This window comes from Anaerostipes sp., assembly GCF_018381315.1.
Lineage (GTDB): Bacteria > Bacillota > Clostridia > Lachnospirales > Lachnospiraceae > Anaerostipes.
Window position 1 is genome coordinate 1 of the sequence record NZ_JAGZSD010000015.1, and the last position, 14373, is coordinate 14373.

Consider the following 14373-nt stretch of genomic DNA (forward strand, 5'->3'; position numbering starts at 1 on the left):
ACGTCCGTTGCATCTTTTTCAAAAGATGCTGAAAATCTCTTAGAATTTTCAAGGTTGTCTTATTGTTTAGTTGTCAATGTTCTGCTGTCGTTTTTTGTCGTTTTCTCTTGCGACAGCTATATTAGAATATCATACGCATTTCTCTTTGTCAACAACTTTTTTCATTTTTTATAAATTCTTTTTTTAATGAATTTATAAAAACGGAGAAGGAGGGATTTGAACCCTCGCACCGCGCAAACGGTCTACACCCTTAGCAGGGGCGCCTCTTCAGCCACTTGAGTACTTCTCCAAAAGCGCCTAAATAATAATGTTATGATATTGCGTCTTTGTGTGACGCTTGAATATATTAACAAACTCCCAAGTCTTTGTCAATAGATTTATTAAAATAATTTTAAATAAATTGGAATAATATTCTTTATCACTATATATAGTAGTATTAGCATATTTTTTTCACTAATTCTGCTCGTTATATTATGACCGGCAAATGAAAAAGAAACAAATTACGGAGAACCCTTCTGGTCCCCGTTAATTTGTTTCTTTCTTAAGTCAGGCAGTTAAAGCAATGGATATATTGTTTTTAAGGAAGGATATATTTTTCTGAAGATCTGATATTTTTCCTCATACTTCTCTGCCAGTTCTGTCTCCGGACTTACTGTGTCAATTACATTCACAAGCTTGTCCGCTGCATCCTCTACTGTTTTATATTCACCGCACCCTACCGCTGCAAGGATGGCTCCTCCATATCCGGGTCCTTCTTCACTCTCTATGATATCAACTTCAAGATTCAGCACATTTGCAATGATTTTCCTCCACAGAGGGCTTTTCGCTCCGCCGCCGCAGATCGTTGTCCTTTTTATATCAATTCCAAGGGATCTTGCAATCTCTAAAGAGTCTCTCATGGCAAATGCCACTCCTTCCAGTACCGCCAGTGTCATATCAGCTCTCTTAGTGTCCATAGACATGCCGACAAATGTTCCTCTGGCGCTGGAATCATTATGGGGTGAACGTTCCCCCATCAAATATGGAAGGAAAAATACATGGTTCTCCCCTAATGTTTTTATTTTTTCCTGTTCTTTTGCATATTCTTTTGTATCTATAATATCTTCCATCCACCATTTATTACAGGAAGCTGCACTCAGCATACACCCCATTAAATGAAAGTGGCCATCAGCATGAGCAAAAGAATGAAGGGCATTGTGATCATCTACCCCAAACTGTCTGCTTGAAATAAAAATTGTTCCGGAAGTCCCGAGAGAAATATTGCACTTCCCGTCTCCTACAGTTCCTGTCCCTATAGCTGCGGCGGCATTGTCTCCGGCGCCTGCAATAATCTTTACAGATGAAGGTATTCCAAGCTCTGCAGCAATTTCAGGTTTTACTGTTCCGACTGCTTCAAAGCTTTCGTAGATATCTGCCACCTGTTCCCGGCGAATTCCACACAAATCAAGCATTTCCTGGGACCAGCACTTATTCTTTACATCAAATAAGAGCATGCCTGATGCATCTGAGACATCCGTACAAAACACCCCGGAAAGCCTGTATGCAAGATAATCTTTGGGAAGCATAATTTTGCAGATTTTCCGGAAGTTCTCCGGTTCATGCTTTTTAACCCACAGCAGCTTCGGTGCAGTAAATCCTGCAAAAGCAATATTAGCTGTATATCCGGACAATTTTTCTTTGCCAATTTCATTATTTAAATAATCACACTCTTCTTCCGTTCTTCCGTCATTCCATAAAATAGCGGGACGGATCACCCGATCTGCTTCATCCAGCATTACAAGTCCATGCATCTGCCCTCCGAAACTGATTCCCTGAATTTGATCTTTATCCACATCTTTTATCAATTTACGGATTCCGTCCACAGCTGCCTGCCACCAATCCACAGGATTCTGTTCCGACCAGCCCGGTTTTGGGAAAGAAATCGGGTATTCTTCTGATATTATATTAAGAATTTTACCTTTCTCATCCATCAAAAGCAGCTTGAGAGCAGAGGTTCCCAGATCAAGACCTATATAATACATACACCTGCTCCTTTCTTTTATGCAAATGGGTTTTCTGACGGATACATCATTCCTTTCGGCTGATTAAAATCAATCTCTTCTGTATCCACTCCGATATATTTAAACACTTCAAACAGTGCCTTTCCAAAATGTCCGAAGGTTACCGCACCATGATGAGGGAAATTTTTCTCTATAAGCACATGGCGGTAAAACCGCCCCATTTCAGGTATCGCGAAAACTCCGATGCCTCCGAAAGATCTTGTCTTCACCGGAAGGACTTCCCCTTGGGCCACATATGCTCTCAATTTTGCATCAGATGTACTCTGCAGACGGTAAAATGTAATATCTCCGGGTATGATATCTCCTTCCAGAGTTCCCTGGGTAGATTCCTCCGGCAAAGTTCTTGTCATAATCAGCTGGTTTTTCATTTCACAGGAGGACAGCTTTTCTGAAGATGTATTGCCGCAGTGGAATCCCATAAACACATCTTTGTGCCCATATTTATAATTGTTCTCAATCTCAGATGCATACATGTCATCAGGAACCGTATTGTTGATATCCAGAAGCGTCACAATATCTCCGCTGACTGCCGTGCCAATATATTCACTTAAAGCACCGTAGATATCTACCTCGCAGGATACCGGTATCCCGCGCGCAGTAAGACGGCTGTTTACATAACACGGTACAAATCCAAATTGTGTCTGGAATGCAGGCCAGCACTTTCCTGCTATGGCAACGTAATCTCTGGAACCCTTATGCTTCTCCACCCAGTCCAGTAATGTAAGCTCATACTGGGCAAGCTTTGGAAGTATCTGAGGCTTTTTATTTCCCTCTGAAAGTTCCTTTTCCATGTCTTTTACCACTTCAGGTATTCTCTCATCACCTTCATGTGCTTTAAAAGATTCAAATAAATCCAGTTCTGAATTTTCTTCTATTTCTACTCCCAAGTTATACAGTTGTTTGATCGGTGCATTGCAGGCAAGAAAATCCTGAGGTCTTGGGCCAAAAGAAATAATCTTTAGATTCCGCATTCCAACCACAGCTCTGGCAACCGGCACAAATTCGTGAATCATATCTGCCACTTCTCCGGCAGTACCTACAGGATATTCCGGAATATAAGCGCGTACATTTCTTAACTTTAAATTATAGCTGGCATTGAGCATACCACAGTAAGCATCACCTCTGTCATCAGTAAGCTTCTCCATAGTTTCCTCTGCCGCCGCTGCAAACATTACGGGTCCGCCGAATTCTTTGGCAAGCAGTGTCTCAGCCGTTTCAGGTCCAAAGTTGCCCAAATAAATAACCAGTGCATTGCATCCTGCTTCCTTAAGTTCCTTTAAAGCCTTTCTCATATGTACTTCATTCTCAATGCAGGTAGGACATTCATATATCTCCCCATATTTCTCACGATAAGCTTTAGCTGCAAGTTTCCTTCTGTTCTCTGAAAGCGACATAGGAAAACAATCCCTGCTGACAGCAGCGATCCCCAGCTTGATTTTTGGTAAATTATCCATAATATTCCCTCCATAACATAGATCAAAACAACAGTTGCATTCCTTTTTATTTTACCACTGTTCTGAGTATGGAGCCACTAAAACAGACCTATCTGATCCCAAAATTGCAGGATGTTCTGTGACGGAAAATCTCTCCCTGTCTTAAGATTGGCTGCGGAAAGTGGGAATAAGCCATTCCTGCGGGAAAATAGTGGGCTTCCAGGCAAAAACCTTCTCTCTTTTGATAAAGAGTGCCTTCTTTTCCTGCTGGCTCTTCATGTATATGATTCCCAGTATAAAACTGCATTCCGGGCAGGGTTGTGAATACAGAAAGCGTAATACCGGATTCTCTGCACCAGACTGACGCCGCCTCTCCATAGCTTCCCTTCTCTTTTGCAAGCACAAAATTATGGTCATAGCCGCAGCCATATTCCAACTGTTTATTTTTTACCTCAATATCTCTTCCGATCTGTTTTTCTGTTCTGAAATCAAACGGAGTTCCTTCCACGCTCATGATCTCTCCTGTAGGCACAGAATCTTTTGCACCCGGCGTATAGAAACCGCTGTTGATCTTTAAAAAATGATTTTCAATACTGCCTGCACCGTGTCCTTCCAAATTGAAATAAGCATGATTGGTTAAATTAACGACTGTATCCTGGTCACAGACAGCTGTATAATCAATGTGAAGTGTATGTTCCTTTGTAAATGTATAAATTACACTGACCTGAAGGTTCCCGGGATATCCTTCTTCCATATCAGGACTGAACAGAGAAAATATAATTTTATTATCCCGAATTTCTCCCTTCCACATCTTTTTCTGATATCCTGTGTCACCTCCATGCAAATGATTTCTGCCCTCATTTGCACAAAGCCGATAGTTTTTTCCGTTCAGGGTAAAGGAAGCCCCTTTCATTCTGTTTGCATGTCTGCCTATGACTGATCCCATAAACATATCCTGCTGCTCATAAGCTTTGACATTTTCATATCCCAACACAACATCTGTCATACGTCCGGATCTGTCAGGTACCACACAGGATACGATGCTGGCCCCATAGTCGGCTGCGGAAAATGAACTTCCGTCTTTATATGCAATGGTATATAGGCTTGCTTCTTCCCCTGAAGAAGTTGATCCAAACGCATTGATTCCTATTTTCTTCATCTTATTTTCCTTTCTGTAAAACAATAAAGCAGATAAAGCCGCAAAACAAGTTGTTCTGCGGCTTTATCCAAGTGCTCTTGGAAACAGACTTGGTTAGAGCCTGTCTCCGTCTAAGAAGGAGTAAAAAGTTACTTTTACTTTATGAAAAAGGATTTTCCGCAGGGTATAGCATACCTTTTGGCTGGTTGAATCCTATTTCATCAACATCTACACCAATGTATTTAAACACTTCATATAATGTTTTCCCAAAGTGTCCGAAAGCAACAGCCCCGTGGTGAGGAAAGTTCTTTTCAATCAATACATGGCGGTAAAATCTTCCCATCTCTGGGATGGCAAATACTCCGATAGATCCAAAGGATTTTGTTGCTACAGGAAGTACTTCTCCCTGTGCCACATAGGCTCTTAGTTTTGTATCTGCCGTGCTCTGTAAGCGGAAGAAGGTAATGTCTCCCGGTGTGATATCCCCTTCTAAAGTTCCCTGTGTTACTTCCTCCGGAAGTGTCCTTGCCATGATCTTCTGATATTTCATTTCACAGAAGGACAGCTTGCTCTTTGCAGTATTTCCACAGTGGAATCCCATGAAGGTATCTTTCTGTGTATAGTCAAATGTTCCTTTGATGTCTTCTTTATACATATCTGCAGGAACAGAATTGTTGATGTCTAAAAGAGTGACTGCATCTTCACTGACCGCAGTTCCGATAAATTCACTCAATGCTCCGTAAATATCCACTTCGCATGATACAGGAATTCCCTGTGCGGTAAGGCGGCTGTTTACGTAACAAGGAACAAAACCGAACTGTGTCTGGAATGCAGGCCAGCATTTTCCGGCAATCGCTACGTACTTTCTGTAGCCTCTGTGCTCCTCTATCCAGTCTTTTAGTGTCAGTTCATATTGGGCAAGTTTTTCGAGAATTTCTGGTTTCTTGTTTCCTTTGCCCAATTCTTCTTCCATTTCCTTTATTATAGAAGGAATACGCTCATCGCCTTTATGGTTATTAAATGCCTCAAACAGATCCAGTTCTGAATTTTCTTCAATTTCAATCCCAAGATCATATAACGGCTTAATCGGTGCATTGCATGCTAAGAAGTTTAACGGTCTCGGTCCAAAAGAAATAATCTTCAGTTCACTTAAAGCCTTTACGGCTCTTGCAATCGGCAAAAACTCATGAATCATGTCCGCACATTCTCCGGCTGTCCCAACCGGATATTCCGGTATATATGCCTTAATATTGCGAAGCTTCAAATTATAGCTTGCATTCAGCATTCCGCAGTAGGCATCTCCTCTGCCGTCCAGCAGATTATCTCCGCTTTCTTCTGCAGCCGCTACGAACATTTTCGGTCCGTCAAAATGTTTTGCCAGAAGCGTTTCTGAAATTTCCGGTCCGAAGTTTCCAAGGTATACCGCCAATGCATTGCACCCTGCATTTTTAATATCTTCCAGCGCCTGTACCATATGTATTTCACTCTCTACAATACAGACAGGACATTCATAAATATCTTCTTCACCATATTTTTCTTTATAGGCTTTCACCAGGGCTTCTCTTCTGGAAACTGAAAGGCTTTCCGGGAAGCAGTCACGGCTGACTGCTACAATTCCGATTTTTACTTTAGGCATGTTATTCATCTTTCTACCTCCTGCTAATCTTCACTTTGGGCCAGCCGCTTTTCACGGATGGATTTAAATACGCTCTGTAAGATGACGAAGAAGCAAAGCAGAGCTGCGATGGCAATCCTCGTCCACCAGGATGACAACGTACCCTGGAATGTAATAATCGTCTCGATGATTCCTTTAATCAGAGATCCAAACAATGAACCGATAACTGTTCCCACACCTCCGGTCAGCAGTGTTCCTCCGATAACTGCAGCCGCAATGGCATCCATCTCAAATCCGCGTGCCTGCTCTACAAAACCTCCGCAGGAGTTTAAGCAGAAAGCAAATCCTGCCAGAGATGCTAAAAATCCGTTTAATACATAAACCTTCAGTTTTGTTGTCCTTGGATTCAGTCCCATGAGCAGTGCAGACTGTTCGTTACCTCCCACTGCAAACACAGCCCTCCCGAACTTTGTGAATTTCAGCAAAACAAATGCTATGGCCACTACCAATATTGCAATGACAACACTCAGATAGATGTAAGGGTGCATCGGAATTCCCCGGTTATTGTAATAAGTGATAAAACTTAAGTAAATTTTATTATTCGCAAGGTTTAAGAATGTTTCGTTTTTTATGCTGATCATGTCGGAACTTATCACAGCCGTCAACCCCCTGGCGAAGAACATACCTCCCAGTGTTACGATGAATGGCTGTATTTTCAGATAAGCTACCAGGAACCCCTGTACCAGTCCGAATAAAATTCCGAATGCCAGTACCAAGATAATTGCAAGTCCGGCACTCATATGTTTAATCTCCATCATCCATGCGAGCATCATACACACAACACCGATTACAGAACCGATGGAAATATCAATTCCTCCGGTAATCAGGACAAAGGTCATGCCGACTGCGGCGATAATCAGCCCTGCGTTGCTTATGAACAGGTTTAAGAATACCTGGGGACTTGTAAAGTTGCGGTCACCATAGGCGATAGCTCCTGCAATATACAATATAAAGAACAGCACGATGGTGACAAACAGCAGGAAACCATTCCCGCGCAGTTTGCTCTTGATCTTCTCTATCATGATGCCACCTTCTCTCCAGCAGCTTTCGCCGCTCTTTTTGCTTTGTATCGATTCATAAATTTCTTGAATTCCGGAGACTGCAGTGTCACAATTACGATAACTACGATCGCCTTATAAAGCGGAAGCTGGTCTCCTGTTACTTTCAGTGCATAGAGTGTGGTAGATAATGCCTGAATTGTGATTGCACCAATGACGCTTCCTCCAAGAGAGAACTTTCCTCCTGCCAGTGAGTTTCCTCCAAGCGCTACCGCAAGGATTGCATCCAATTCCATCAGGTTCCCTACGTTATTTGCATCGATAGATGAAATTCTTGATGTGGCTATCATTCCCGCAATTCCGGCACAGAGGCCGCATGCTGCATAAGTCAGCAGCACGATTCTGTTAGAATTCAGTCCGAATAACCGGCTGGCTTTTGGATTGATGCCAACACTTTCTACATACAGCTTTGTTGCCGTCTTGTTTAAAAACAAGCTTACAAGCACTACGACAATGACAGCTACCAGTATCGGGGTAGGGATTGGAATATGTGGAAGGAATCCTCCCAGATATTTAAAACTCGGCACCTTGATGTATAAAATATTTCCGCCGGTGATCAGCTGTGCCAGACCGCGTCCGGCAGTAAACAGAATCAACGTGGCCACCATAGGCTGTATCTTCATCTTTGCTACCAGAAAACCGTTCCAGACACCGCATACGACTGAGACAACAAGTCCGATCAATATTGCAAGGATCCACGGCATATTGTATGTATTTCCTGTTCCAAGCAGATATACAGATACTCCTCCTGCCAAAGCCATTGTAGCTCCGACGGAAATATCGGTTCCTGCACTGGAAGCTACACAGAGAGTCATGCCGACAGCCAGAATAATCAATTCACTTGATCTGTTGAAAATATCTACCAGATATCCGTACAGCACACCGTTATTCATAGAAATCTTAAAGAAAGACGGTGACTTAATAAAATTAAACAGCAATACAAGGAACAGACATACAAGAGGCCAAAACAGGCGGCAGGCTGTTAATTTTTTTAATTTATCCATTACTTGTCACCTCCTGCAATTGCTTTCATCACATTCTCCTGTGATAATTCGCTTTCTTCCAGCTCTCCGACCTTTTTCCCATCTCTGAGAATACCCATATGGTTAACTGTTCGGAGCATTTCTTCAACCTCAGAAGATATAAACATGACGGACATTCCTTCTCCTGCCAGCTTTACAACAAGCTTCTGTATCTCTGTCTTGGTGCCGACATCAATACCTCGTGTAGGCTCATCCAGGATCAGAAAATCCGGATCAGTCATCAGCCATCTGCCGAGAATAACCTTCTGCTGGTTTCCTCCGCTCAAAGTCTTAATCGGCACTTCTCTGTTCGCCGTTTTGACCTGCAGCATATCAATATATTTATCTGTTAATTCTTCCTGTTCTTTCTTGCTCATAAGCTTGAACATTCCGCGTTTTGCCTGCAGAGCAATGATCATGTTCTCTCGTACGGACAAGTCGGCGATGATTCCTTCAGCTTTTCTGTCTTCCGGGCAATATGCCATTCCCTTCTGCATTGCTTCAATGGGAGCCTTCACATGGAGTTTTTCTCCGTTTACATACAGCTCGCCGCCTTCCGGTTTATCTGCCCCATAGATGACTCTTGCCAGTTCAGACCGTCCTGACCCCAGCAGACCGGATAATCCGATAACTTCTCCCTTATGTATAGTCAGTTCAAATGGTTTAATGGACCCTTTATGGTATAAGCCCTTTGCTTCGATCACGACGTCATTGTCTCTTTTAGAGCCATTTCCGTCTTTCTTCTTAATATCTGCCAGATCGTCAAATTCTTTTCCCATCATGGTTGCAACCAATTTGACTCTCGGAAGATCTTCTGTCTTATACTCTCCTACAAAATGTCCGTTTCTCAAAACTGTGATCCTGTCACACACTGCATAAACCTGTTCAAGGAAATGAGTTACAAACACAATAGCTGTTCCCCGTTTTTTCAGCATGTTCATGACTTCAAATAGTTTTTCTACTTCCCCTTCATCCAGGCTGGAAGTAGGCTCATCCAGGATCAGGACCTTTGCCTGTGTATCTACAGCCCTTGCAATGGCAACCATCTGCTGAATTGCTACAGAATAGTTTTCCAGAAGCTCTGTGGCGTCAATTTCCAATTTTAAATTGTCAAGTATTTTCTGTGCTTCCCTGTTAATCGTTTTCCAGTCGATATGCCCCATTTTCATAGGCTCCCGGCCGATAAATATGTTTTCTGCTACCGTAAGGTTCGGGCAGAGGTTTACTTCCTGATAAACTGTACTGATTCCGTTCATTCCCGCTTCCTGCGGAGATCCGTTCACGATGCTCTTTCCATCCATAAGGATTTCACCGGTTTCAAACTCTTCTACACCCGTCAGGACTTTGATCAAAGTAGATTTTCCTGCACCGTTTTCTCCCATCAATGCATGAATTTCACCTTCCCTTAAAGTCAACTGTGCATCGGATAATGCTTTTACACCCGGAAAATTCTTACTGATATTTCTCATGGAAAGAACTGTCTTTTTTTCATCATTCATGACAATTCCACCTTTCTTTTCACTGTAATTAGGGTATAAAAATTACAGGGTAGGCCAGAAATCGGCTTTCTGGTCCAGAGCCTGTAATTCTTATGTAGATCCAGCTGGTTTCTAGTACTTGCGGTCTTTGATGAATTTATTTACATTGTCTTTCGTAAATACCTGTTCATCTACGTACTGAACTTTTTCCACTTTTTCTCCGTTCATAAGCTTCTTAGCAAGATCAGCTACACGGGGACCATGAAGAGGATTACATTCAAATTCAGCATTAATCTGCCCGTTCTGTACTTCCTTTAATGCAGCCTTAACAGCATCGAAAGAAATGATCGTGACATCTTTTCCAGGTTTTTTACCTGCTGCTTTTAATGCATCGATTGCACCAAATGCCATATTGTCGTTCTGAGCCACAACTACATCAATATCTTTGTACTGTTTTAAGAAGGATTCCATAACTTCCTGACCTTTAGCCTGTGTAAATTCACCTGTCTGAGAAGCTATGATCTTAAAGCCCTTAGCATCTTTGATGCCTTCTTTAAATCCTTTTGTACGTCCGATCTCAGCGGAAGAACCGATTGTTCCCTGAAGCACTGCAATGTTGGCAGTTTTCTTTCCCTTTTTCTCCATGTCTTTGATCAGCCATTTTCCTGCTTCCACACCTTCTTTTTTGAAGTCGGAACCTACCCAGCAGGAAACTAATGAATCATCAGAAGTCTTGATCTGTCTGTCAACAGTAATAACCGGGATTCCTGCTTCCTTTGCTTCTTTCAGAACAGTTTCCCATCCGGTCTCAGTTACCGGCGCGATTGCGATGACATCCACACCCTGTGAAATGAACTCGCGGACAGCCTTTGTCTGGTTTTCCTGTTTCTGCTGAGCATCAGCAAAAGATAATTTGAAACCATTATCCGCAGACAGTGCTTCTTTCATAGACTTTGTGTTTGCTACACGCCAGTCGCTCTCTGCACCTACCTGTGAAAATCCGATCGTGATCTCCTTATTGTCCTTTTTAGCGGAATCCTTCTTTCCTCCTCCGCCGCAGGCTGTCAGCATGGTACCCATCATTGCTGCGCAAAGAGCAATACTAAGAACTTTTTTAAACCCTTTTCTCATGACTTTCTCCTCCTTAAATTTTCTGAACTTCATGCGGTTCTTACTTACAATCTATATTTTACTTGTATCTGCACTTGTTTCAATGCAATATCTTTTGAGTTAAGTACACTTTTTTATTTTTTTTCAATTACAGGCAAAAAAAGTTATTTTTCTTTTGAAATAAGTTAATAATTTTCTTTTGATGAACCTCATGAACTTTAAAATGAACGTACAACATACCACACAAGAAAAAAGATCAGAATGAACCCTGATTCATCCTGACCTTCATATCAATCATGTTCTCTCGGCAGCACAACAATAATTCTTGTTCCTGCAGATTCTTCACTCTCCACAATCAAGCCGTACATTTCTCCAAACTGAAGCTTTAATCTTTGGTTGACGCTGGACATTCCAAATCCGGTAACTTTTCTCTCCCAGCTTCCGCTCACCATCTCACTGTTGATCTTTTCTACCTGCTCTGCATCCATACCCGGTCCGTCATCTTCCACTGACAAATAGATATTATCTTCATCGTAAACTCCGTTGATCTCAATCTTTCCCTTTTCCCTCCGCTGTTTAATGCCGTGATAAAGTGCATTCTCCACAAGCGGCTGCAGTGTCATCTTGATGATTTTATTATCTAAAATTTCTTCCGGGACATCAATTGAAAAATCCAGAATATCCTGATATCTGATGCTCTGAATCTTCAGGTAACTCTCTACATGCAGAAGCTCATTCCTGATAGGGATTAATCCTTCTCCTTTGCTCAGGCATTCCCTGAAAAATGTAGACAGGTCCTGTACGATCTGCACTACCTGTTCGTTTTGTCCGTCTGCCGCAAGCCAAATAATAGTGTCCAGTGTGTTGTACAAAAAATGAGGATTAATCTGGGACTGAAGAAGTTCCAGCTCCGTTTTTCTTAAGTTCATCTGTTCCTTTGTCACATCCTCTACCAGCTGCTCAATCCTTCTCACCATTTGATTAAAATTTTTACTGAGAATCCTCACTTCCTCAGTCTCACTGTTCAGTGCCCTTACTGTAAAGTCCCCTTCCCCTACAAGTTTTGTCTTATTACACAAGTCTACAATTGGTTCTGAGATACTTTTTGCAATCCGGTTTGTAAAGATCCAGACAAGTACAGTAAGAAATGCAGAAATAATGGCTGAGACAGCAACTGCTGTCATAATACGTTTTCTAAGATTGCTTCTTAAATCTTTCAGATTTCCTGTCTCAAAATAAATATATTGACTGATCTTCTTTTCAATAAGTTCTGTAAAAATATTCACATCATGTCTGAGAATACGTTCATTGTCCTTATAATCCTTCATAATATCAGACTTCTGTATTTCCTGAATATATTTTTCAAGACTTGACAAAAGACGGTTGATCTGGTCTAAACGGTTTTTGCTTTCCTGTTTTAATGCAGTCTTCCTGAGCTGTTCCAGGGTCATTCTTGCCTTGTAGATCTCTACATAAGGATTCATCTCCTCAAATGTATCTGCACCTATAACAACCCTGTACATTTTATAGTCTATGTCCTCCCTGAACTGAAAATTAAATTCGCTGGCCTGGCTGATATTTTGAACACTTGTATCGTACTGTTCATTAAAACTTACCATCATGACAAGAAGAGCCAGTACCATTCCAAAGAATGGCACCAGCACACATAAACGAATCCAGTTCAATTTTTTCTCTAAAGAAGACCCTGAAAATTGCACCTTTATTTTTTTCATTAGATTCCTTTCATGCGGTACTCTTTAGGAGTACATTTCTGAGTCTTTTTAAACAGGAAACTAAAATAATGCGGATCCTTATATCCGATTCTGTAGCCGATCTCTGAACTCTTCAGACTGGTGCATTTGAGAAGAGTCTTAGCTTCTTCCATACGCACCATCGTCAGATATTCTACAAAAGTGCTCCCCACTTCCTGTCTGAATACTGTGCTGAAATGGCTGGGACTCAAACCTACGATAGAAGCTACCACATTCAGGGACATATTATCGGCATTAAAATGTTCTTTAATATATTCCGTAGCCTCTTCGATCATAGGCTGATATTTTTTTACAACACTTTTATTCCGTAAATCTATGACCATTCTCATGAGCCTTTTTACATAGGCCTTTGTCTTATCCAAGGTATCCACATCTGAAAACTTATAGTTTTCTCCGAACATCTTATCGGAAACCTTCCTTTTTGCTCCTTGAATCTGCTCCAAAAATTCATTAATAATAAAGCAGATATCCAGAATAATATACTGGCGGAATAAAAAGGACTCCATATTTTTCTCTCCAAACGCTTTAAAGTAATCCTCAACAAATCTGTCTATGTCTTCCTTTGCACCGTTTTTTAAAAATTTCACCAGGACTGCTTTATCTGTCTTTTGCATATTAATCTCCTGAAAATCAATATTGACGGATATATTCTCTAGTTCTTCTTTTTTGTCCAGCTGGCTGTAATAAACAATCCTGTTTTTCTCCATTTCATACTGCTTTGCAAACGCCACGCTGGCTGTATCATAGCTTCGGGAAATCTCATGGACTCTGTGGACCGTTTCTCCAACGCCGATAAAATAGCCGAGATCTTCAAATCCGGAAGCAATGTTCTGAACCTTATCCAGAAAATTTTCTCTGACGACATCTATATCCTCATCACTCTGTACTTTTAAAAGGAATATGTATCCTTCCGTCGCCCTCTGGAACATGGCGGCATTTTGATGCGTGCCGGCCTGCAGAAGCTGCATATTGGCATCCTCTGCCTGACGCTTTCTCTCTTCATCATCAGGATGATTAAAATAAAACTTGATAAGTACGACCACATATGCAGACGCCATAATAGAGATGCCCAGTTCATTTCCCATGGCAATCAGCTTCGACACCGGAATCCTGCTGCGCACCAGTTCGCCGAAGAACCTGTAGCGCTTGATCTGAATATTTTTCTCGCTCTCCTTTTCCAGACGGAACATATTCTCGGTCATGATCTTTTTCTGCTCTATCTGGTCCTTTACCTTGTCAAGGGCGGCAATCAGCTGTGTGCCGGTAACAGGCTTCATCAGGTATTCCGTCACCCCTATGGAGATTGCCTCTTTCGCATACGAAAAGTCATCATATCCTGTCAAAAAAATAATAGATATTTCCGGCATTTCTGATTTTAAAATCTTTCCAAGCTCCACACCGTCCATAAATGGCATTTTAATGTCTGTAATCAATATATCCGGTTTCAGTTCTTTAATGAGGGGGAGTGCCATCTCTCCGTCAGCAGCTTCTCCCACAAGCTCATATCCATGCTTTTCCCACTCCACATTGTTTTTTATACTTTGGCGTATAATGACTTCATCTTCCACTAAAAATACCTTTATCATATGCCGCATCCTCTCCTGCTTTAAAGCTCCGGGTACAACTC

10 protein-coding genes and 1 tRNA gene are annotated in these 14373 nt (G+C 41.7%); all 11 read right to left on the reverse strand.

Annotated elements, in window-relative coordinates; genetic code table 11:
- Positions 1-201: 201 nt before the first annotated feature.
- The 11 genes from KH180_RS11570 to KH180_RS11620 all read right to left on the reverse strand — a co-directional run bounded on the left by KH180_RS11570 (position 202) and on the right by KH180_RS11620 (position 14332).
- Positions 202-289: transfer RNA gene (locus tag KH180_RS11570), tRNA-Ser, on the reverse strand.
- A 265-nt stretch (positions 290-554) separates the two neighbouring features.
- Positions 555-2021 (reverse strand): xylulokinase, encoded by a 1467-nt coding sequence (gene xylB / locus KH180_RS11575; RefSeq protein WP_290760413.1) that lies wholly within the window; start codon positions 2019-2021, stop codon positions 555-557.
- A 17-nt stretch (positions 2022-2038) separates the two neighbouring features.
- Positions 2039-3514 carry an L-fucose/L-arabinose isomerase family protein gene (locus tag KH180_RS11580; RefSeq protein ID WP_290760415.1) on the reverse strand — a complete coding sequence of 492 codons (1476 nt, stop codon included), beginning with the start codon at positions 3512-3514 and terminating at the stop codon, positions 2039-2041.
- Positions 3515-3602: 88 nt separating this feature from the next.
- The gene (locus KH180_RS11585; protein WP_290760417.1) at positions 3603-4652 is read right to left on the reverse strand and encodes an aldose epimerase family protein; all 1050 of its coding nucleotides are present in this window, start codon (positions 4650-4652) and stop codon (positions 3603-3605) included.
- 139 nt (positions 4653-4791) lie between these two features.
- Complete coding sequence (locus KH180_RS11590) at positions 4792-6276, reverse strand: L-fucose/L-arabinose isomerase family protein (protein WP_290760419.1); 1485 nt, start codon at positions 6274-6276, stop codon at positions 4792-4794.
- Between the two features lie 14 nt (positions 6277-6290).
- Positions 6291-7328, reverse strand: a complete 1038-nt coding sequence (locus tag KH180_RS11595; protein ID WP_290760421.1) for an ABC transporter permease subunit — start codon at positions 7326-7328, stop codon at positions 6291-6293.
- A complete protein-coding gene (locus KH180_RS11600; RefSeq protein WP_290760422.1) occupies positions 7325-8368 on the reverse strand; it encodes an ABC transporter permease in 1044 nt (347 codons plus the stop codon). Before KH180_RS11600 ends, KH180_RS11595 begins: the two co-directional genes overlap by 4 nt.
- A complete protein-coding gene (locus KH180_RS11605) occupies positions 8368-9885 on the reverse strand; it encodes a sugar ABC transporter ATP-binding protein (RefSeq protein ID WP_290760424.1) in 1518 nt (505 codons plus the stop codon). Before KH180_RS11605 ends, KH180_RS11600 begins: the two co-directional genes overlap by 1 nt.
- A 111-nt stretch (positions 9886-9996) precedes the next feature.
- The gene (locus tag KH180_RS11610; protein WP_290760426.1) at positions 9997-10995 is read right to left on the reverse strand and encodes an ABC transporter substrate-binding protein; all 999 of its coding nucleotides are present in this window, start codon (positions 10993-10995) and stop codon (positions 9997-9999) included.
- A gap of 269 nt (positions 10996-11264) precedes the next feature.
- Positions 11265-12707, reverse strand: coding sequence for a sensor histidine kinase (locus KH180_RS11615; RefSeq protein ID WP_290760429.1), 1443 nt, complete (start codon positions 12705-12707; stop codon positions 11265-11267).
- Entirely contained in the window at positions 12707-14332 is a 1626-nt protein-coding gene (locus KH180_RS11620) for a response regulator (RefSeq protein WP_290760432.1), read from the reverse strand. Before KH180_RS11620 ends, KH180_RS11615 begins: the two co-directional genes overlap by 1 nt.
- Positions 14333-14373: the final 41 nt, after the last annotated feature.

What these genes read in the sequence shown, in the direction of transcription:
- xylB (WP_290760413.1), bottom strand. Translation starts at nt 2,021, where the DNA reads ATGTATTATATAGGTCTTGATCTGGGAACCTCTGCTCTCAAGCTGCTT.
- KH180_RS11580 (WP_290760415.1), bottom strand. Translation starts at nt 3,514, where the DNA reads ATGGATAATTTACCAAAAATCAAGCTGGGGATCGCTGCTGTCAGCAGG.
- KH180_RS11585 (WP_290760417.1), bottom strand. Translation starts at nt 4,652, where the DNA reads ATGAAGAAAATAGGAATCAATGCGTTTGGATCAACTTCTTCAGGGGAA.
- KH180_RS11590 (WP_290760419.1), bottom strand. Translation starts at nt 6,276, where the DNA reads ATGAATAACATGCCTAAAGTAAAAATCGGAATTGTAGCAGTCAGCCGT.
- KH180_RS11595 (WP_290760421.1), bottom strand. Translation starts at nt 7,328, where the DNA reads ATGATAGAGAAGATCAAGAGCAAACTGCGCGGGAATGGTTTCCTGCTG.
- KH180_RS11600 (WP_290760422.1), bottom strand. Translation starts at nt 8,368, where the DNA reads ATGGATAAATTAAAAAAATTAACAGCCTGCCGCCTGTTTTGGCCTCTT.
- KH180_RS11605 (WP_290760424.1), bottom strand. Translation starts at nt 9,885, where the DNA reads ATGAATGATGAAAAAAAGACAGTTCTTTCCATGAGAAATATCAGTAAG.
- KH180_RS11610 (WP_290760426.1), bottom strand. Translation starts at nt 10,995, where the DNA reads ATGAGAAAAGGGTTTAAAAAAGTTCTTAGTATTGCTCTTTGCGCAGCA.
- KH180_RS11615 (WP_290760429.1), bottom strand. Translation starts at nt 12,707, where the DNA reads ATGAAAAAAATAAAGGTGCAATTTTCAGGGTCTTCTTTAGAGAAAAAA.
- KH180_RS11620 (WP_290760432.1), bottom strand. Translation starts at nt 14,332, where the DNA reads ATGATAAAGGTATTTTTAGTGGAAGATGAAGTCATTATACGCCAAAGT.